Raw genomic sequence first — 19,628 nt, forward strand, 5'->3', positions numbered from 1 at the left:
ACAGCCTTCTAAAGCATTTGTCAAACAACCGCTATGGCGGCGCCCCGCTGAGATTTGTAGCAGATTGCGCTGAGCCCCAGCAACACTCGCGACAGACTCGACGGGCACGCGGGAACTCGACGGGCACGCGGGAAACGGCGGACCGAATCTACGGGTGCTGCCGAATCGATCCGGCTCGGTCCGCGGCCCTCGCATCCTCGACCGCACGGTTCTTGCTCACGATGATCCAGGCGAACAGCGCCAGCACGCCGAGCCCGTCCACCGCGCCCAGCCAGGACAGGATGCCCGGGCGGGAGATGGTCCAGATCGAGTCCTGGAAGAAGCCCAGTACCCAGGGCACTCCGATGAGCGTCACCGTCAGCCAGAAGCCGGCCATCACCCGGGCCCCCGCGGCCTGCCGCAGTGGACCGTAGAGCAGCCACAGGATCACGGGGAGCAGCCAGATCCAGTGGTGGGACCAGGAGATCGGCGAGACCATGAGCCCGAACAGCTGCACGATGATCAGGGTGCCGAGGCGGTCGTCGGAAGCCAGTGCGCGCCAGGCGAAGAAGGCGAGCACGGCCGTGACCAGCGCGGCGGCGATCCACAGCGGGCCGGACACCACATCGTGGCCGACCAGGCGGCTGAGCGCGCCGCGCAGGGACTGATTGGTCGCGGAACCGACCGGTCCGATGCGGTGGGCGTCGCCGAGCAGCTCCCGGAAGTACTTGTTGGTCTCCCCCGGCGTGATCAGGTAGGTCAGGCCGATGGTTCCGAAGAACACGACCGCGGACCAGATCGCGGTGAGCCAGCGCTTGCGGGCCGCGAAGTACAGGCCGGTGACAGCGGGGGTCAGCTTGATGCCCGCCGCGATGCCGACCAGCGTGCCCGAGATCCACCAGGTGGCGCTGCGCACCGCGATCATGGCCAGCAGTACGAGGAAGACATTGACCTGGCCGTAGTCGAAGGTCGACCGCACCGGCTCGAGCCACATGCCGATCGCGGTCCAGGCCACCGCGGCCGTGCGCCACTTCGGTTCGCGCATGGCCTCTTTGCCCACGAGCATCTCGAACGCCAGCCACACCACGCCGAACAGCGCCGCCACCGTGGCCAGCAGCCAGCCGATGGCCACCACCGAGAACGGCAGGAAGTGCAGCGGATAGAAGACCATGGCCGCGAAGGGCGGATAGGTGAAGGGCAGCGGGAAGTCCGGCGTCTTGCTGGAATCGGTGTAGTCGTAGAGGTGGCCGCTGCCGAAGTTCGCCGATCCGTCGACGTAGACGTGCAGGTCCACGAAGTTCATGCCGTTGGGCAGCAATAGAACCCACGCCAGACGCGCCAGCACCGAAATGCCCAGTGCCGCGGCGGCCATACGCCAGTGTTTGTTGGCAGTGCGATGTCGATTCACAGGCTGTGTCTGATTCTCAGGACGTGTCGATTGCACGGCACGGTCTTTCAGCTCGGCGGGTCACACAGGTGGCCAACGGCCTCGACAAGCCTAGTCGCACCGCCGAATATGCCGCCCATCGCGGACCCCTCGCTGTAACATTTGCATCACTGACCCCATCTGTAACACGCTTTCTGGTCGCTCGTTCGATAGCGTCAGCTGATCTAGTTCGCCAAGATCGCGCCGTGGCTGTACAACTTGGCAGCCCGGTACCTAGAGTGGCGCGGAGCGATGGCTCCATCGCCGCTAGATGGTCCCTGAAGGTAAGGACGGCTACACCAGTGCTTCGCACCCGAGGATCGCGGTTCGCAATGTCCGCGCTGGCCCTGGCGGCCTGCGCCACCGTCGCCGTGCCGACGGCCTACGCGAAGCCCGCACCGGTACAGAATGTCTCGTCCATTCCGATGATCCCCGAAGGTGTTCCGGTCGACGCGCTGGCGTCGCTGGTCCCCGCCATCATCGGCGCCGCGACCGGTCCCGCCGATATCGCCGACGCCGGCCCGAAGAACGCCATTCTGGCCCAGGCCAAGCAGCTGCTCGAGAGCAGCAACCTGCCCGCCCAGGTGAAGACCACCCTGCTCGCGGTCATCACCTTCCTCGACGGCAGCGGCGGTGGCGGCCCGGACATCCCGAAGGACGGCCCGGTCATCGCCCAGTTCCTGTGGCCGACCATCGGCAAGGGCTGCATCTCCTCCTCCGCCGACTCGGTGGGCACCGCGCTGGCCGTCCCCGGCCCGGCGCAGCTGCCCCCGCCCGGACCCGCGCAGGGCCAGGCCGGTTTCGTGTTCACCGCGCTGGGCACCAAGCAGCCCACCGATGTGCAGCCGACCCCGATGACGGTGCAGTGGCTGAACCTGGACACCCGCGCCAGCGGCGTCATGAACCTGACCAACGAGCAGCACATCAACCCCGACGGCCCGGCCACCCTCTCGGCCATCGCCAACACCGGTGGCGGCCGCGTGGTCGCCGTCGTCTCGGGTTCGCTGACCACCCAGGCCGATCCGGAGTCGCAGCCGATCACCTGCAACTTCCTGCCGACCATCGGCTTCTTCACCGTCGCGTAAGCGATCACCAGCCGAAAACGAAGGACTCCCCGGTATTCCGGGGAGTCCTTCGTCATTCGGGTGTCCTGTGGTAGACCGAAGGACATGGCCGCTGTGACTCACCCTGTGCGGGGACTGCATTCGCGCCGATCGATCCTCTCGATTCGCTCGGAGGGATCGATCCTGTCGATCGGCTCGGCCTATTCGATCCTGTCGATCGGCAGCGTGGGCTCGGTGCTGTCGATCGGGTCGGTGGGCTCGTTCGGCTCCATCATTTCCTCGGCCTCGTTCGGCAGCCTGGGGTCAGCCTTCTCGGGCCTGTCGCGCTGGTCGCTGTTCTCCTGGGCAGGAGATCGTCAGAGCTTCAGCCGGGGCGACGAAGACGAAACCGACCGTCACTTCACGCTGCGCGTGGTTCCGGAGGAACCCGATCTGGCTCTCGACCCGACCTGCCACTGCCAGACCTAACCCCTTGTCTTTTCATCATCGTGCCCCGCTGCTGAAAGCAGCGGGGCACGAGAGCTTCGAGAGTGGGGATTTACCACCACTGGCCGTATTGCGCGGCCAGCACATTGTTGACGTCCACGGAGATGCCGCCCACCTCGCGCTTGTCGATCTCGAACTGGTGGAGGTGGGCGCCGGGGTGGACGTAGCCCTTCGGGGTGCCCCAATTGTGTTGCCAGAAGTACGAACCCAGGCCCGCGTCGCTGATGTTGTCGATGGTCGGTGAGTTCGCGTAGACGCCTAGACGTTCGCGTCCGATGACCGTCTCCCAGCCGCGCAGGTACGGGTCGATCATCTTCTCGAACTCTTCGTCGTCCGGATTGTCGTCGATCGAGGCGTAGATGGGTGCGCCGTCGGGCCCGCCCGCGGACTTGTGCAGCACCAAACCCCGTGCGGCGTGCCGCAATCCGGCCTCGTAGCCGCCGCGCCAGTCCGCGGTCGGCCCCTTGCCGAACTGGTAGCAGGAGACCACGGACAGGCCCACGGCGCGCAGGGCGTCGACCTCGCGGGCGAGCAGGGGTTTGCCCGCCATCCATTCCGCACCGGGTCGCCGGTCCGAGACGTAGCGGATGACGCCGATATGGCCGTCGTCGCTGATGGATTGGGGTGAGGGGACGCCGCCCGCGTAATCGAGCAGCGTGCCGATCGCCTGCTTCTTCGCCCGGGCGGCAGCGGGCGGGAGGGCCAGTCCGGCGGTGATCCCGGCGGCGAGAACCGTTGCGCCGGATAGGAAGTTCCGTCGATTGACATGGGCAGAACGCATCTCGGGCTCCTTCGCGCACACTCACTGGTCGAACATGTCGAACAAAAAGCGGCGTACCCGGCGCACCTTCCCCGATGAACAACAAGATCATCCGTGCGCCGGGAGCCCTGAACGTGCCCTCATTTCACCATATTCACATTGGAATCGCCAGACTCATCGGGCACAGCGGCACCATATGTCACATGCAGGCGAAACCGGGCGCTAGCCGGGAGAGAGCAAAGCTGCAGCTATCAGACGCGTGTGGAGTCCAGCCGCGCGCCGACATCGATGGTCCGGCGCGACACGTCGGCCACCTCGGTGCGCACCACATTGGCCACCTGGGCCGCGATCTGCTTGCGCATGCCCGCGATCTTGCCGAGCGCGGCGGCCCGCCAGCCCTCGGCCGTCATGTCCAGGTCGATGTCCCCGGCCCGCGGCGGCACCGCGTCGATGACGATCAGCAACGGTTCCGCGGCGCGCGCGGTCAACGCCACCGGCACCTGCACCTCGGCCTTGTAGCGGTTGGTCTTCAGCACGTCCACGGAGATGTCCAGGCTCACCGGAATGGTGAGATCGAAACGCACCAGGGCGGGATCGTGGGCGTGGTTCCCGGCCGCCGCTTCCGCGGATTCGGCCGCGGCCTTCGGCAATTCGGCGATCCGCGGCTCCGGCGGGGGCGCCGTCGTGACCGACCCGGCCTCGGCCACCTTGGGCAGCCGCACGCTGCCCTGCACCCAGACCTCGGCCTTGTTGCCGGGTCCGGTGCGCATGGGCCCGACCTCGATGGGCTTACCGGCCATGGATTCCACGACCTCCTGCACCCGCTCCACGGTGACGATGCGGGAGAAGAAGCGGCGGCCGAACTCGTCGTAGCCGATCCAGTCGTGGGTGGGCCGCCCGCGATAGGGCGAGTTGGTCTTGTTGAGGATGGCCTCGACGTCGAAGGTGCGCCCGCGCTGCGAATCCGGGTCGGCCAGAATGCCGTTGATGCGGTTGGCGACCTCGCGCTGCACCAGCTGCGCGATCGGGTTGAGCAGCAGTTCCCACGCCGTGCCGATGGCTTGGGCGCGCATGACGAAGCTGACGTCGCGGCCGGTGACCGGGGGAATATCGATGACGATGAGCAGCGGGTCGGCGGTGCGGGCGTGCATGGTGAGGTCGATCTCGACGACCGCCTCCAGCCGCAGCCGCTGCCCGCCCAGGGTGACGTCGACCCGCAGTTTCACCGGGAGCATGACGTCGAAATGCACGTGCGGCCCGCGCCGGATGACGGTGGGTTTGCCGATGCTGCCCTTGGCGACGAACCGGGCGAGTCCGGCAGGACCGATTCCGAAGGGGCCGATGGTCATCCCCCGCCCGGCCACACTGGAGACCGCGGATTCGATCCGGGATTCCGTCACCGCCGCCGCCACGAAACGTTCGCCGAATTCGGCGTAATCGATCCAGGAGGGTTGGTCGGACGACGTCATCCAGCTTCTTTCGTCGGGCGGGGACCCCTGTCCTGCCGATGAGGGGGCAGCAGGACAGGGATCGATCGACGACGCTGCCGGGCGCCGCCGAAACCCATCGTAAGCGGAAGGTGCGCTCAGGAGTACACCCCGCCCCGCGTGTTTCCAGAATGTGGAATCAGCGTGTTCCCAATCGCCCGAATCCGACCAGCCCCGATGTGCCGGATGGGCGGAATTTGTGGATGGCCACACCACCGGATTCCCCGGCTTCATTGCCACCTACCGTGGTGATGGTATCGGAATCTACGGCAATAACAATATTCGTGTGCTGGGTGAACACACTGGAATCCGAGTACATCACCACGTCACCGACCCGCGGTTGATATCCGTTGTTGGCCTGCTCGAAACGATGTTGTCCCCGGTAGTACTCCTCCAGGGTGTAGACGCCAGGAATGCGCCAGGTGCCCGAATTCGGATTGCTCAAAGGTTGTCCGGCCGCGCGCATCACCCAGCTGACGAAGTCGGCGCACCACGGTTCGGCAATGCCCTCGGAGTATTTGTCGCGACCGGACTGTTCGTCGAATTGCTGCCGCAGGATCTCCACCACTTTCGCCTGATCAGCGCTCAATCCCGTGGTGTCCACGTCCGGAAAGGCGTGCAGCAGACGGCCGTCCATCTCGCGCGGACCGTAGGGCACCTCGTGCCGGTGCTGCTGCCAGTACCGCACGCCGAGCACTCCCCCGACGCTCAGCGCCGAAATCACCACCAGCGCAACGGTGCTCACCACCAGCCAGCGGCGACGGGTGCGTGGTCTGCGCTCCAGCTCGACTGTCATTGCTCGTCCTCCCCGTTCCGGCCGTCCATCGGCTCTATCAGGTAGGACGCAGCCCGAGATCAGAGAGTTCCGGCCGCCGCGGATCTCCACAATTTCTTCACGAACGGCGCACCGGGTTCGTCACGAACGGCGCACCAGGCGGCTGCGGCCCATCGGGCCCAGGCGGCTGGCCTGCATGAGACCCACACCCGGGGGCGCGAGTTCGACCAGATCGGACTGCAATCGGGCCTGCAACTGCTCCGCGGCGGCGTGATGGTTGGCCGCCTCCTGGTGGTCGCCGAGGTAGGTGGCCAGCTCGGCGAGGATGTAGTCCATGGGCCCGAACACCGTGGCGCCGGTCTCGAGTCCGCAGATGGTGCCGGAGTAGGGCAGCAGTTGCCGGTAGACCGCCAGCGCGGCTTCCGGATCCCCGAAGGCGATAGCCAGGCGCGCCTTGACCGCGGTGAAGGTGGACCAGAACTGCGGCGCGGGCACCGGCATGGTGGCCAGCACCCGGCGGGCCTCCTCCGGGCGGCCGGCGTGCACCAGCGCCAGCGCGTAACCGTGAATGAACAGTTCGGGTTTGAGGGCGGCGCGCTCGCGCAGCTCCTCCAGGTACTCCGACATGTCGTTGCGCAGCCAGCCAATGGAGACCGCGATGCCGATGTGCAGCGCGTTCGGGTCGCGGGTCGGTTCGGCCGCGCCCTCACCGGAATGCGCCACCAGATCGTCGAGATCGGCGTAGCCCTCGGCGAGCAGGCGCAGCACCTCATCGGTGTTGCCGCGCAACAACTCCAGCACCATGCCGAACGGGGCGATGGCGTCGAGCAGGTGCCGCAGCTGGCCGTCGGTGGCGTATTCGCTGGCCTTGCGGGCGTGGTCGGCGGCCGCCGTCAGGTCGGCGTCGGCCAGGCAGGCCCGGAACAGCAGATAGTGCGCGAGCGCCCGGAATTCGGTGAGCTGCTCCTCGGTCGAGATCCGGAGTAGTTGCGTCGCATGCCTTTTCAGGTCGTGGGCGCGCAGGAATCCACCGGCGGCGAAGGCCGCGAACGCCTGCGCGTTGATGACCGTGCACACCAGATCCGGGTCGCCGAGCCGCTCGGCCATCACCATCGCGGCCGCGGCCATGATCCGGGCGGTCGACGGATCCTCGACGGCCCGATCGAAGACGGCGGTGACCTGCAACAGGATCCGTGTTCGCATCGGCAGATCCAGATCGGCCGACGCGATCCGCAAGGGCTCCCGCAGCCGCGGATCCGGCGTATGCCAATCGTGCACGGACCAGATCAGCGGCGTCGGCCAGCAGGTCGCGGCGTGCGCGAGCAGCGCCCGCCCACCGGCCGATGCGGTGCGCGCAGCGCCATCCCCGCCGAATCCGGCTGTCCCGCCCAAGGATTCGGCCAGGTCCAGGGCCTGTTCACGGGCCGCCCGCGCCGCGATGTGCTGCCCGTCGTAGGCCAGCGCCACCACCAGCTCACACCGTGCCTCGAGCACGGCCAGACGCTCCGCGAACGACGCGGCGGGACCGGCGTGCCCGGCCAGATCGTGCAACGCCAGCACCGATCGCCAGCGCCGCACCGCATCGGCCCGCATGCGCCGCTCCACGCACCGCCGGGCCGCGGCGCGCACGTAAGGCAGTGCCACCGTGGCGGTTTCGACGGTCGCGCCCAGTGCCGCGTGATGCGCCAGCGCGTCGATATCGCGCCCTCGCGGAACCCGGACCTCGTCCCGGGCGCGGTTCCACGGGAGGGGTGAAGGCTCGCGCGCGGGCGGGTCGCCGGCCGTGTCCGGATTCGCGATGGGCTCTTCGGCTTGCTGTGCCCGCACACTTCCGCTGGGAGACGCGGAATCCGGCACTTCCGGGGCCGAGTCGCTCGCCGTGTCGCTTTCGCTCAGGTCGGGCCCGGAAGTCGCGGGGGCGTGCCGAACACCTGCCGCGTCGTCGTCGTGTCCTGGATCGGAATTCACCGGGGGGCCGGTCACGGCGGCGGGTTCGGAAACGGCTGTGTCCGTGGCCATTTCAGCGGGTCTGGCCGCCACCACCTCGTCGGCGCCCCGGAGGGCGGACAGCGCCCGTTCGTCGCGGCGAGCGGCCCGCTGCCGGGGTGCGCCGAGCAGCGCTGCGACCAGGTGGTCCGCTCCCCAAAGTGCCGCCAGTACCCGATTCCCGGCGCCCGGAGCGTCTTCCGCCCGAGTACGGTCGGCGCCGCGCCGGTCGGCGCGGGCGGTCGCGCCCTCCGCTCCGGTCGTGACCGGGGTGGAGTGCGCTCCTGTCGTGCCCGATGCGGTCGGCTCGCCCGTGGCGCTCGGCGCGGCGGGCGCCGGGCCGGGGTCGCGGCGCAGGTATTCGAAGGCGGCCCAGTGCATTCGGGTGCGCCGCAGGGTGGGCAGGTCGTAGTAGACGGTTTCGCGGACCAGGGCGTGGTCGAAGATGATGCGGCCGGCGCGGTCGGTGCGGAGCAGGCGGGCCGATTCGGCCGTCGCGATCAGGTCGATGACGGTGTCGGTGGGGCGGTCGACGGAGGCGGCGAGGGTGGTCATATCGCTGTCCTCGCCCCAGACCGAGAGGTGGCGCAGCAGATCCACCACATCCGGCGGGAGTTGGGCGATGCGGCGGCCGAGCAGGTCGCGGACGCTGTTGGGCAGGGCGTCGGTGGTGCCCTGGGTGGCAACGAGTTTGGCGAGTTCGCGCACGAACAGCGGGTTGCCGCCGGTGCGGCGGCGCAGCAGTTCGATGGTGCGGTCGTCGAGCTCGGTAAGTCCGGCGGCGGCCGCGGCGCGGCGGGTGCCGGCCATGTCCAGGCCGTCGAGGTCGATGCGGTCGGCGGTGAAAAGCGCCAGGGCGGCGGCGGTGTCGCGGACGCCGGTGCCCGCCTCGGTGCCGCGCAGGGTGGCGACGATGAGGATGGGGCGGTCGCGCAGCCAGTTCACAACCTGCCGCAGCACCTGCAGGGTGGCGGTGTCCGCGCCGTGCACATCCTCGAGCACGATGGCGATGGGCGTGCCGGCCGAGCGTTCCCGGCAGGACCGGACCACGCGCCGGGCCAGGGTGAAAGCGTCGGCGGCGGTGAAGGTTTCGGGGTCGGCGGCGTCGAGGCCGGTGAGCACCTCGGCCCAGGCCCAGGCGGGCGGCGCGGATTCGACCTCGGGGCAGCGGCCGAAGACGGTGGTCCAGCCGCGGTCGCCCAGGTGCTGGGTGACGGTGGTGGCGAGGGTGGTCTTCCCGGCGCCGGCCTCACCGGAGAGCCACACCAGCCGGACCTGCCCGGCCGCGGCGGTATCGGCGGCGGCCAGGACGGCGGCGCGCTGGGGCGCGTATCCGGTGTCCGGCAACGGTTCCGGATCCGGACGGGGTTCCGGCTCGACGGGTTTGACGGGCGCGGGCGGGGTCACGGTCTCGGTGTCCACCGAGTGCGTGAGGATGGCGGTTTCCAGATCCCGCAGTCCCGGACCGGGATCCACGCCGAATTCCAGGGTCAGGAATTCGCGGCTGCGGCGCACGGTGGCGAGCGCGTCCAGTGACTGTCCCAGTCGGTACTGCGCGATGGCCAGCAGCCGCGCGCACTCCTCGCGTCCCGGATGCTCCTCGAGAATGGGCCGCAGCGCCAGCACCACCTCGGCGGGCCGGTTCAGCTCCAGCGCCGCCTGGGCCCGCAGTTCGGCCGCGGTCAGGCGCAGGGCCAGCAGGCGGGCGGTTTCCTGTGCCGCCCAGGGCATTCCGGGAAACGATTCGAAGGCCGCGCCGTGCCAGCAGGCCAGCGCGGCGTCCAGTACCCGCACCTGTTCGAGCGGGTCGGGCCGTCCCGCCGGGTCGCGCATGGCGGCCTCGTGGCCGTGCAGCAGCTGTTCGAAGTGCCAGGAATCCACTTGGGACGGCTCGAGATTCAACGCATAACCGTGGGATTCGGACACGATGACCCGGGAGTGCGCGCGCCGCGGCCGGTCGGGTTCGAAGACCCGCCGCAGGTTGTGGATGTAGACCTGTAGCGCGGCAACGGCTTTGGCGGGCGGGTCGCCGTGCCAGAGATCGTCGATGAGCCGTTCGGTGGGCACCACCCGGCCACCGGCCGCGACCAGCCGTCCCAGCACCGCGCACTGCATGGGCGCGCCCGGAGGCACCCGTGAACCATCGATGCTGATGTGCAGTGGACCCAGCACCCCGATGCGTATGAGCGCCATGTCGCCGCGCGACCCCCGTACCCAACTTCGAATAAAACCAAACAGAGTGCTCTCAATATGACAGAAATTCTGCGAGATCGCCCTGTCTTGTGATCCGGCTTAACTCGATACGAAGTCGCTGTGAAGAGTTGTCCCGCACACTGCCCAGGGTGTTCGACTCCACTCCGCCGCCGGACGCCGATCTCACGGTGCTGCACAGCCTTCCGCATCCGGCCTGCCTGCACGACGGCGGCTACGACGTGGTCGCCGCGAACGATGCCTTCCGCCGGCTCTTCCCCGGCACCGGCCCGGGCGCGAATCTCATGACCGCCATCCTGCTCGAGCCCATGGCACGCTACCGGCTCGGCGACTGGGAAGCCGAAGCGCAGGTGATGGTTTCGGCCTTCCGCGCCGCGGCACCGGAGCTGAATCCGGAGCGGGTCGAGGAGATCGTCAATCTGGCGCGGCGCTCCCCGGACTGGGATCGGCTGTGGGACACCGTGGTCACGCCGCTGCAGCCGCGGGAGCGCACGGTGCTGATGAACGATCCGGAGACGCGCAAGGAGCGCCGGATGTATGTGCAGACGTTCGAGTTCCAATCACCGCGGCGGCCGTGGTGGCTGCTGACGGTAGTGCCGTTCGACTGAATCAGGCTTGCGCCGCGGGTGCCTTCAGGCTTGCGCAGCGGGTACCTCGAACCAGCCGTCCTCGGGTTCGGCATAGCCGTGGTACATGAGCGGGATGCGCCGATCCACGCCGAAATGCCGGTACACCGCGAGCATGGCGGAGCGCACGGCGTGATCGTGGAAGTCGTCGATGCGGCGCGGGCCGAGCCAGTGCTCGGGCAGCAGCGCCAGCCGGGTCATCTCGTCCGGATCGTCCATGTCGAGTCCGATCGGGCCCGGGTCGGCTATGAAGTGGTCGTGCAACACCGCGTGCACCCGATGCGGATCGTGCCGTCCCGCGCCGAACGCGAGGAAGCGCGTGCGGATGGCGGGTGAGCCGTGCGCCTGCAGCCAGTCGACCAGGTGCGGGTTCGCGCGCGGAATCGATCTGGCGGACAGGGACGTCTGCTCGACGAGGTGCAATACGCTCGCGCCGGGAACACGGGGTTCGGGGACGAGGAAGAGACTGAGTACCGGAGATCCGGACGTGCTGTCGCAGAGGCAGACCTTGGTGTGCGTGGGGTCGGGCATGCGCCGCTCCTCAGCAGGAGATGCTGGGCATCGTTGTCCGAGTCGTGCCGATGCGTCGAGTCACCAGACTCGGACAGGTCTCTCCTCGACGCTCGACCGTTGCAACACCCGGAATTCTACGCCCCGACCAGCCTGCTGCGGTTGCTCTGCCGGGCCGGCTGCGCCGCCAGCTGACCCTCGATGGTGGCCCGGACAGTCGGCCACTCGTCCTCGAGGATCGAGTAGAAGGCGGTGCTGCGCACCTCGCCGTCCAGCCCGCGCGAATGCGCCCGCCGCACCCCGTCACTGGTGGCGCCGAGCCGCTCGATGGCCATGCGGGAGCGCAGGTTTCGCACATCCGCCCGCATGGCGATGCGCTTCACCCGCCACACCTCGAAGGCGTGCTGCAGCAACAGCAGCTTGGACTCCAGGTTGATGCCCGCGCCGCGGGCCTCCCGGGACAGCCAGGTGTTGCCGATCTCGGCGGCATCGGGCACCGCCAGCAGTGGATCCCCGTTCGGCATGCCGTGCACCAGTGGCCAGACCACCGGACCCTGCCAATAGTCGAAGCGGGTGAACCGGGTCGAGCCCAGCACCCGCCCACTGGCGACGGCGATGATGGCGAAGGCCAGCGAGGTGCCCGAGGCATGCCCGGACAGGGCCTGGGCGATGTATTCCAGCGCCTCGTCCGCACCATGTGGGACAGGCGTGAACGCATAGTCGTCACGATTTCCCGCGGCAGCCTCCGCAAGACCCGAAGCATGCTGCGGCGCAAGGGGTTCCAGCCGTACCAGACGGCCAGTCAGAGTTACGGGTACGGGCACGTTCCCTCGATCTTTCAAGTCGGTCGGGGGCTCGCGTCAGGCAATGGCCGCCCCGGCCACACACTCCGGAATCGACGAACCAGCCCTGGCGCGCCAGTAGCAGCATCGGATAGTGGGATGAACGATAGCGGAACACCAGCGCACCGCGCCGCAGGCGGCATGTAAATTTCACGCGCTTTTCAGCGCGTCGCACGGGCGTTTCACAGGTGTCGCACAGCCACCCCCGCCGAGTCTCCCCGCAACTACCGGGCGACCCCTCCCCCGGAACCCGTCAGAACCGAATACCTATGCGCTGGAAGGTATTCCTATCTCTCCCCTCACCCCCAAAACCCGTCATGCACAGCCCGCGCCTCCGCAAGCTCGACCGGCCCGACCACCGCCACCACCCGCTGCCCCGCCGCGAACACCTCCCGACACGGCAACGCCATGGTCGGATTCTCCGGATTCGCACCGGTCAAACCCAATAACTGATCCTCCCCGAGCCCATACACAACCCGTCCGATACTCCCCCAATAGATCGCCCCCGCGCACATCGCACACGGCTCCGTACTGGTGTAAACCGTGCAGCGACGCAGAAACTCGGCATCATAGGTCGCCGTCGCGGCCCGCACCAGATTCGTCTCCGCGTGGCCGGTCGCGTCACGCCCCGTCGTCACGGTGTTCTCGGCCTCCAGCAACACCCCGCCGTCGGGTCCCGCGAGCAGTGCGCCGAAGGGGTGATTCCCACGTTCCCGAGACCGCCGCGCAATGGCCACGGCGGCCATCAGATTGCGGATATCGAGGTCGGTCGCACTGCCCGCGTCCTGGCCGATTTTCATACCGGAATCATGACCGACCCAGACGTTGCGGGCGAATTCTGTCGGGCCTTCGGTCACCCGGTCGGATCGACGGTCTGCGCGGCGGCATGGGTCAGCGGACCGTCGCCGCGAGCTCGGCACTGTCGACGATGCTGGTGTCGACCAGTTCCTCGAACGGGGGGACGGTGCGAATCATCTTTTCCTGCTGCAGGATTTGCATCCATCGGTTGGTCGCGGCGGCGTCGATGCGCGTGGTCTCCCAGGTTCGCGACCGCTTGATCCACTCGCATGCGCGCGTCAGGGTCGATGACGCGATGCCCGGCCAATGGGCGGTCAGCAGCGGTTCGAGTTCCGCGACGGTGGTGGTGGTGCGCAGGCGCACCATGGCCTCCTGCAGGGCGGCGGTGAACCGCACCAGGCGGTCGGACAGCTCCGCCAGGCGGTCGGTGCGGCAGTAGTAGACGCTGTTGGGACCGAGGCCGCCGACCTCGGCGTAGTCGATGGCGATGACGCCGGTTCCCCTGTCCTGCAGGATTTGCGCGGTCGTGGCGTCGAGGACGATGGCGTCACCGAGCCCGGCCTCGAACAGTTCGACGAACATCGGTGTGGACAGATCACGCAGGAAGGTGATGTCGGCGGGATCGACCCCGGCCTCCCGGATCAGGCCCGCGGTGAAGGCATACGGGGCGCTGCCGCCGATACCGGGCGCGAGGACGGTGCGGCCCACCAGGTCGGCCCACTCGAACTCGCCGTTCCGGTCGCGGATTACCAGCGCCTTCGGGAACTGGTGGTTCACCTGGGCGAACACGGTCAGTTCCCGGGGCGTTCGCCAATACATCCCGGGCACCCAGATGCCGCCCAGCGCGATATCCGCGGCTCCGCTGTCCAGATCGTCGAGCACCCCGGTCCACGGGTCCTTCGCTGTCGCGGTGACTTTCAGGTCGCCGTCGGCGAAGAGGCCGAGGTGATCGGCGTAGTACTGCGGCAGGTAGTTCAGGCCGTGCGCGGTCGCGGAAATCGTCAGGGCGGTCATCGATGGGGCTCCTTGTCGATGGGATGGGTTACGCGGTAACGGAAGTCGGATATTCGGAGGCGGCCTCGAGGGATTTGCCGAAGGTTTCGGGACCGAAGCGGGCGGCCACCACGAGCAGGGCGTACATGGCCGCGATCATGACGAATACGCCTGCGACACCGGCGAAGTCGAAGAAGTACAGGGCGGCGAAGGGCATCACCGCGCCGGCGACATTGCCGATGCCGTTGACCACCGACGCGCCCATGGCACGCACCGAGGTGGGATACAGCTCCGGCGACCACACCGACAGCATCGTGTTCAGCATCATGGTGAAGAACTGGAAGATCATGCCCAGCACCAGGATCAGCGCCGTCGAGTGCGCGAAGGCCGCGAACGCGATCGCGGAGACACAGCCCAGGACCGCGGCCGACATCACGGTCATCCGGCGCGGCACCCTTCCGGCCAGATACGAGGCGGCGCACGCGCCGAACAGGCTGCCGACGTTCATGATCATGGTGAAGGCCAGCGAGTCCGACAGCGAATACCCGCGGGACTGTAACAGGATCGGCATCAGGAACAGCAGGGTCACCTGAGCGCCGAACGACATCCACGAGGCCGCGCCGATCGCGGCGGTGCGACGCAGGTTCCGGCCCCGGAAGACCTCGGTGTAGGACACCGGGTGCGTGGGGACGGCGTCCGCGGCGGTCACGAATCGCTTTGCGGGACCGGGGTTTCGGAGCCCGGCGATGCTTCCGCCGGCCAGCCGGGTCAGGCTCAGGTTGGCGTCGTCCACGCGCCCCTTGGACAGCAGGAATCTCGGTGACTCGGGCAGATACCGGCGGAAGAAGACCACCAGGACGGCGGGCACGGCGAGGATGACGTAGGTCCAGCGCCACGAGCTGCCGTCGCCGCCGAGTACCTCGTTGAGCGGGCCGAGCACGAGCAGGAAGAATCCGAACGAGGCGATATTGCCGACGCCGCCGGAGGAGATGTTCAGCGTCGCCAGCAGCGATCCACGGTGGCGGGTGGCGACCAGTTCAGCGAGAATCGCGAGCCCGACGGTGAATTCACCACCCAGCCCGATGCCCACGATGAGTCGGCTGGCCAGCAGCATCTCGTAGTTGACGGCGGCCGCGCTGATCAGGCCGCCGAGGGTGTAGACCAGCAGGTTCGAGCCGAGCGCGGCCCGCCGGCCCCAGCGGTCGGCGACGTAGCCGCCGATCAGCCGCCCGATCAGGCCGCCGACGACGGTGACCGTATTGATAAGGGTGAGTTGGGCATTGCCGATGCCGAACGAGTCCTTCAGCAGCGGGCCCATCGCGCCGGTCGAATTCTGTTCCAGCGAATCGAAGAACAGGCCCGCCATGAGCAGGGCGATGACGAGCACCTGCACCCGGCCGAAGCCGATCAGGTCGAGGACTTCCGCGAGGGCGGAGGAGGCGGGCGCGGCGGGCGGCGGCGCGATCGGGGCCGGGGGTTCGAGGGTGGAGGACGGGACTTCGGCGGCGGTGGGTGACGGTTTACCGGGCAGCGCGAGAGACATGTCGGGACTCCGGAGGGCGGGAGCGTGGCACCGACACCGGTCGCGTCGGTGAGCCGACTTCGCAGTGAAACTGGAATCGAACTGCCTAAAGTTGTATACAGTTCCAATGACGTGAGCGTTTCACACTCGCAAATCCAGGTTACGCGATCCAGATATTACCTCAAACTGTATACCATCTGCGGATTCCAGCTAGCTCTCGAACCGCCAGCGCTAGCTCTCGAACTCCTCGGTGAAGAACTGTTCGTCCCGCCGCAGATGCTCGTCCATGAGGTAGCCGGCCTGCACGACCGCACCGTTCAGGATCGCGATCGCGACCGCCCGATGGTCGGTGACGGCGGATTCCCGATCGTGGCCCAGCCCCCACTGCACCCGCTGATTCAGGTTCGCGAGCATCTCCCGCAGATGCCCGTTCCCCGCCGCGATCGCGATCAGCTCATGGAACGACGGCCCACTCCCCGCCGCCGCACCCGAGAGGTCGTGCGCGATCTCCGCCAATTCCCCCGCCACGGAACCACCCCGCTGCTCGGCCGCGAGCTGAGCCGCGAAAACCTCGAGCCCCCGCCGCACCTGCAACATCTCGCGACCGTCATGCAGCAGCGTCTCCGACACGGTCGCCCCCCGATGCCGCACGATGGTGACGAACCCCTCCGACTGCAACCGCGCCAGCGCCTCACGCACCGGAATCCGCGAAACCCCGAACCGCGCGGCAAGCGTCCCCTCCACCAACCGCGCGCCCACCGCCAACTCCCCAGCCAGGATCTCCGCCCGCAACACCCGCGCGATCGCATCCCCCGACGAATCTTCCCCCACCACCGGATCTGCCACCCCCGCAGCATAAGCGCCCACCCACCCCGCCCTCCGACGCCACCGACCGCCCACCCCCGCACGATCCATCACCCGCCACCGGCCCCACTGAGCAACAACGGAATTCACCCCGCCACGCCCACCGCCGATGTCAGCACCGACCGCTACCGTCAGATCGTGGTCAACGCCTACTACCATGTCGCGATCTACGTCTCGCTGAGCGATCAGATCCCCGACGACCGCCTAGCCGAACTGCGATGGCACCTGGGTCTCGCCCCTCGCCCGAACGGTCCAACCTCTTTGAACCGTGACGGCCTGCCACTCCCCTTCCGCCACGAACCAGCCTTCCGCCCCGATGACGAAGATCTGTTCGCGGACTTAACCCCTCGATCCGGAGGCGGCTGGTTCCTCACCGCCCGCCAGGAAGTGGACACCGACGACCTGGCCCCCTTGGCGAGCCTCTTCCACTGGCTGGCACCGTGGATCCATCCGATCGACATCCGACCGGACGGATCGATCCCAGTAGGCGACTACAACTTCTACGACTCCACCTCCCAATACGGCCTGATACTCCAAGACGGCCACTGGACCCTGGCGAACTGGATGTGAGGATGGGCTGCCAGTGGCGTGGATTCAGTAGCCGATGGTGAAGCGGCGTTGTACGAAACGCGGGGTTTCGATCTCGTCGAGCAGGGCGACGGCGGTGTCCTCGAACGAGATTCGGCTGTGGCCGTCGGCGTCGAGGACGGGCTGGTCGCCGCCGATGCGGTAGCGGGCGGTGCGTTGGCCGGGGCCGATCTGCTCGGCCGGGCTGAGGTAGGTCCACAGCCGGTTGGAGGTTCGCAAAACGGTCAATGCATCGCGGTGTCCGCGAACCGCGGCCGCGTAGCCGCGCGGCAATCCCAGGCCGTCGAGGCTCGCATGGAGTCGTTCGTCATTGTCGGCGGTGACCTTTCCGGGTGCGTATTCCAGGCTGCCCGCGCCGCCGACGACCAGCAGGCGGGTGCGCGGGTGCGTGTCGAGGGCCCGCAGCAGGGTGCGTGCGACGGTGGCGTACACGGCGGGATCCGCGATCGATTTATTCACCGTGTCCTCGAAATCGGCTGCCGCGTTGCCGGGTTGGTAGCAGCTGATCAGCACGTCCAGGCCGGGGAGTTGGGCGGCGACGGCGGCGCTGTCGAACACATCGAGTGCGGTCCAGCTCAGATTCTCGTGGGCCGTGGTGGCACGTGTGGTGTCGCGAGTGAACGCCTTGACACGGTGCCCGCGTGCGAGAGCTTCACCGACGAGGCGCTGTCCGATATTGCCGGTGGCGCCGATGATCCCGATGAACACTGGTTCCTCCTACAGAGCGATACGGCGTTCGAAAACTATACGCCGTGAAGTAACCTAGACCAGTGCGGTAACTTCACGCAATGTAAAGTGCTGGCATGGTTGCTGCGACGCCGACACGGCGAGAACGACGCCGAGCCGAGACGACCGCGGAGATCAAGGACGTCGCGTTGCGTTTGATGGCCGAAGGCGGCCCCGGCGCGATCACCCTGCGCGCGATCGCCCGCGAGATGGGCATGACCGCCAACGCGGTCTACAGCTACTTCCCGACCCGGGACGAGCTGGTCACAGTACTGATCGGCGACGTGTACTCCGAACTCGCCGACACCTTGGAAGCCGCCCGCGACGCCGTCGGCCTCGACGATCCCGCAGGCCGAATCATGGCCTGGGCCTGTGCTTTCCGAGACTGGGCACTACAACACCCCGAGGGCTTCCGCCTCATCTACGGCGACCCGGTCCCCGGCTACCAAGTACCCGAGGGCGGCGCCGCCCCGGAAGCCGAACACCGCGTCTGCGCCGGCCTGACCGGACTGGCGGCAGGCGCCTGGCCGCACGCCGCACCCGCCTACGCCGACAACGGATTCGAGTGGACCGACTTCGACCCCCACCTCGTCACCGAGGTCCGCGACGAATTCCCCGATCTTCCCCCGGCCGCCGTCGCCATCGCCCTACGCATCTGGGGCCACCTCCACGGCCTGGTCTCCCTGGAAATCCTCGGCCACCTACGCTCCCAGACCACGAACCCGGACAAGCTATACCGCAACGAGATCGGCCACCTGATCCGCGCCCTGGGCCTCACCCCACCGCCCGCCCGCCCGTAGCACTAGGGCCGATACGACTGAGCCCCACCCGAATCTTCGGGTGGGGCTCAGTGAAGCTCTCGACACGGGCGATGCGCCGCCCGGCGCAAGGCTAAACGTTAAATCTGAATTCGACTACGTCGCCGTCGACCATGACGTAGTCCTTGCCTTCCATGCGGACCTTGCCGGCGGATTTGGCGGCGGCCATGGAGCCGGCTTCGACGAGGTCGTTGAAGGCTACGATTTCGGCCTTGATGAAGCCTCGTTCGAAGTCGGTGTGGATTACGCCGGCGGCCTTGGGGGCGGTGTCGCCCTGGTGGATGGTCCAGGCTCGGGCTTCCTTGGGGCCGGCGGTGAGGTAGGTCTGGAGGCCGAGGGTGTGGAAGCCGGCGCGGGCGAGGGCGTGCAGGCCCGGCTCGGTCTGGCCGATGGATTCGAGGAGTTCGAGGGCGGATTCCTCGTCGAGTTCGAGAAGTTCGGCTTCGACCTTGGCGTCGAGGAAGACGGCGTCGGCGGGGGCGACGGCGGCCTTCAGTTCGGCCTTCTTGGCCTCGTCGGTGAGGACCGACTCGTCGGCGTTGAAGACGTAGAGGAACGGCTTGATGGTGAGCAGCGAGAGTTCCTTCAGCAGCTCGGTGTCGACCTGGTTGCGCGCGGCGAACAGCGTCTTGCCGGAGTTGAGGATCTCCTGGGCCTGCTTGGCGGCGTCGGCGACCGGCTTGCGGTCCTTCTTGACCTTGGCTTCCTTCTCCAGCCGGACGACGGCCTTCTCCAGGGTCTGCAGGTCGGCGAGGATGAGCTCGGTCTCGATGACCTCGATGTCGGACAGCGGGTCGACCTTGCCGTCGACGTGGATCACGTCGTCATCGGCGAAGACGCGCACCACCTGGCAGATGGCGTCGGCCTCACGGATATTGGCGAGGAACTTGTTGCCCAGGCCCGCACCCTCGGAGGCGCCCTTCACGATGCCCGCGATGTCGACGAACGACACGACGGCGGGGACCAGGCGCTCGGAGCCGAAGATCTCGGCCAGCTTGCCCAACCGCGGATCCGGCAGCGGCACCACGCCGACATTCGGCTCGATGGTGGCGAACGGGTAGTTCGCGGCCAGCACGTCATTGCGCGTCAAGGCGTTGAACAGCGTCGACTTTCCGACGTTGGGCAGGCCGACGATTCCGAGGGTGAGACTCACGAGAGAGGGAGTCT

At 67.8% G+C, this 19,628-nt stretch carries 18 protein-coding genes; 5 read left to right on the top strand and 13 right to left on the bottom strand.

All coding sequences use genetic code 11. From position 1 onward, the window contains the following. Positions 1–148 precede the first annotated feature (148 nt). Positions 149–1,387 (bottom strand): mannosyltransferase, encoded by a 1,239-nt coding sequence (locus ON43_RS27890; RefSeq protein WP_040812204.1) that lies wholly within the window; start codon positions 1,385–1,387, stop codon positions 149–151. 350 nt (positions 1,388–1,737) lie between these two features. Between ON43_RS27890 and ON43_RS27895 the strand changes: the two genes are divergently transcribed. Together ON43_RS27895 and ON43_RS27900 are read left to right on the top strand one after the other, a co-directional pair. Further along, positions 1,738–2,490 (top strand): Rv1157c family protein, encoded by a 753-nt coding sequence (locus ON43_RS27895; protein ID WP_245568780.1) that lies wholly within the window; start codon positions 1,738–1,740, stop codon positions 2,488–2,490. Positions 2,491–2,574: 84 nt separating this feature from the next. After that, complete coding sequence (locus tag ON43_RS27900; RefSeq protein ID WP_040812208.1) at positions 2,575–2,937, top strand: hypothetical protein; 363 nt, start codon at positions 2,575–2,577, stop codon at positions 2,935–2,937. 70 nt (positions 2,938–3,007) lie between these two features. Here ON43_RS27900 and ON43_RS27905 read toward each other — a convergent pair whose 3' ends face one another. The 4 genes from ON43_RS27905 to ON43_RS42830 form a co-directional block, all read right to left on the bottom strand. After that, on the bottom strand, positions 3,008–3,736 hold the full coding sequence (locus tag ON43_RS27905) for a DUF1906 domain-containing protein (RefSeq protein ID WP_040812266.1): 729 nt from the start codon (positions 3,734–3,736) through the stop codon (positions 3,008–3,010). Between the two features lie 230 nt (positions 3,737–3,966). Beyond that, entirely contained in the window at positions 3,967–5,184 is a 1,218-nt protein-coding gene (locus ON43_RS27910) for a hypothetical protein (RefSeq protein WP_040812209.1), read from the bottom strand. A gap of 157 nt (positions 5,185–5,341) precedes the next feature. Further along, complete coding sequence (locus ON43_RS27915; protein ID WP_040812211.1) at positions 5,342–5,998, bottom strand: CHAP domain-containing protein; 657 nt, start codon at positions 5,996–5,998, stop codon at positions 5,342–5,344. Between the two features lie 120 nt (positions 5,999–6,118). Continuing rightward, the gene (locus ON43_RS42830; RefSeq protein WP_051179360.1) at positions 6,119–10,156 is read right to left on the bottom strand and encodes an ATP-binding protein; all 4,038 of its coding nucleotides are present in this window, start codon (positions 10,154–10,156) and stop codon (positions 6,119–6,121) included. Between the two features lie 149 nt (positions 10,157–10,305). Between ON43_RS42830 and ON43_RS27925 the strand changes: the two genes are divergently transcribed. Then, the gene (locus tag ON43_RS27925; RefSeq protein ID WP_157514217.1) at positions 10,306–10,782 is read left to right on the top strand and encodes an MmyB family transcriptional regulator; all 477 of its coding nucleotides are present in this window, start codon (positions 10,306–10,308) and stop codon (positions 10,780–10,782) included. A gap of 24 nt (positions 10,783–10,806) precedes the next feature. Here the strand turns inward: ON43_RS27925 and ON43_RS27930 are convergent, their stop codons facing one another. From ON43_RS27930 to ON43_RS27955, 6 genes are all read right to left on the bottom strand, one after another. Next, positions 10,807–11,331, bottom strand: coding sequence for a hypothetical protein (locus ON43_RS27930; RefSeq protein WP_040812212.1), 525 nt, complete (start codon positions 11,329–11,331; stop codon positions 10,807–10,809). 116 nt (positions 11,332–11,447) lie between these two features. Then, a complete protein-coding gene (locus tag ON43_RS27935) occupies positions 11,448–12,134 on the bottom strand; it encodes a GNAT family N-acetyltransferase (RefSeq protein WP_040812215.1) in 687 nt (228 codons plus the stop codon). 317 nt (positions 12,135–12,451) lie between these two features. Then, a complete protein-coding gene (locus ON43_RS27940; protein WP_083913779.1) occupies positions 12,452–12,952 on the bottom strand; it encodes a nucleoside deaminase in 501 nt (166 codons plus the stop codon). 91 nt (positions 12,953–13,043) lie between these two features. After that, entirely contained in the window at positions 13,044–13,964 is a 921-nt protein-coding gene (locus ON43_RS42835; protein WP_051179362.1) for an ABC transporter substrate-binding protein, read from the bottom strand. Between the two features lie 28 nt (positions 13,965–13,992). Next, entirely contained in the window at positions 13,993–15,486 is a 1,494-nt protein-coding gene (locus ON43_RS27950) for an MFS transporter (protein WP_245568781.1), read from the bottom strand. A gap of 210 nt (positions 15,487–15,696) precedes the next feature. Then, the gene (locus ON43_RS27955; RefSeq protein ID WP_051179363.1) at positions 15,697–16,311 is read right to left on the bottom strand and encodes a GntR family transcriptional regulator; all 615 of its coding nucleotides are present in this window, start codon (positions 16,309–16,311) and stop codon (positions 15,697–15,699) included. A 156-nt stretch (positions 16,312–16,467) separates the two neighbouring features. Here ON43_RS27955 and ON43_RS27960 point away from each other — a divergent pair, with 156 nt between their 5' ends. Next, positions 16,468–16,899 carry a hypothetical protein gene (locus tag ON43_RS27960; RefSeq protein ID WP_040812216.1) on the top strand — a complete coding sequence of 144 codons (432 nt, stop codon included), beginning with the start codon at positions 16,468–16,470 and terminating at the stop codon, positions 16,897–16,899. A 24-nt stretch (positions 16,900–16,923) separates the two neighbouring features. Here ON43_RS27960 and ON43_RS27965 read toward each other — a convergent pair whose 3' ends face one another. Further along, complete coding sequence (locus tag ON43_RS27965; RefSeq protein WP_040812217.1) at positions 16,924–17,625, bottom strand: NAD(P)-dependent oxidoreductase; 702 nt, start codon at positions 17,623–17,625, stop codon at positions 16,924–16,926. 95 nt (positions 17,626–17,720) lie between these two features. On the opposite strand from ON43_RS27965, the gene ON43_RS27970 reads away from it, so the two are divergent. Beyond that, complete coding sequence (locus tag ON43_RS27970) at positions 17,721–18,443, top strand: TetR/AcrR family transcriptional regulator (protein ID WP_040812219.1); 723 nt, start codon at positions 17,721–17,723, stop codon at positions 18,441–18,443. A 91-nt stretch (positions 18,444–18,534) separates the two neighbouring features. Here ON43_RS27970 and ychF read toward each other — a convergent pair whose 3' ends face one another. Further along, positions 18,535–19,614: a redox-regulated ATPase YchF gene (ychF, locus tag ON43_RS27975; protein WP_040812221.1), complete on the bottom strand. Its 1,080-nt coding sequence runs from the start codon at positions 19,612–19,614 to the stop codon at positions 18,535–18,537. Positions 19,615–19,628: the final 14 nt, after the last annotated feature.

It is taken from the genome of Nocardia concava NBRC 100430, assembly GCF_000308815.1.
Lineage (GTDB): Bacteria > Actinomycetota > Actinomycetes > Mycobacteriales > Mycobacteriaceae > Nocardia > Nocardia concava.

Excerpts from the sequence above, each read along its gene's own strand:
- ON43_RS27940 (WP_083913779.1), bottom strand. The coding sequence starts at position 12,952 with ATGAAAATCGGCCAGGACGCGGGCAGTGCGACCGACCTCGATATCCGC.
- ON43_RS27970 (WP_040812219.1), top strand. The coding sequence starts at position 17,721 with ATGGTTGCTGCGACGCCGACACGGCGAGAACGACGCCGAGCCGAGACG.
- ON43_RS42835 (WP_051179362.1), bottom strand. The coding sequence starts at position 13,964 with ATGACCGCCCTGACGATTTCCGCGACCGCGCACGGCCTGAACTACCTG.
- ON43_RS27915 (WP_040812211.1), bottom strand. The coding sequence starts at position 5,998 with ATGACAGTCGAGCTGGAGCGCAGACCACGCACCCGTCGCCGCTGGCTG.
- ON43_RS27900 (WP_040812208.1), top strand. The coding sequence starts at position 2,575 with ATGGCCGCTGTGACTCACCCTGTGCGGGGACTGCATTCGCGCCGATCG.
- ON43_RS42830 (WP_051179360.1), bottom strand. The coding sequence starts at position 10,156 with ATGGCGCTCATACGCATCGGGGTGCTGGGTCCACTGCACATCAGCATC.
- ON43_RS27905 (WP_040812266.1), bottom strand. The coding sequence starts at position 3,736 with ATGCGTTCTGCCCATGTCAATCGACGGAACTTCCTATCCGGCGCAACG.
- ON43_RS27910 (WP_040812209.1), bottom strand. The coding sequence starts at position 5,184 with ATGACGTCGTCCGACCAACCCTCCTGGATCGATTACGCCGAATTCGGC.
- ON43_RS27930 (WP_040812212.1), bottom strand. The coding sequence starts at position 11,331 with ATGCCCGACCCCACGCACACCAAGGTCTGCCTCTGCGACAGCACGTCC.
- ON43_RS27895 (WP_245568780.1), top strand. The coding sequence starts at position 1,738 with ATGTCCGCGCTGGCCCTGGCGGCCTGCGCCACCGTCGCCGTGCCGACG.
- ON43_RS27950 (WP_245568781.1), bottom strand. The coding sequence starts at position 15,486 with ATGTCTCTCGCGCTGCCCGGTAAACCGTCACCCACCGCCGCCGAAGTC.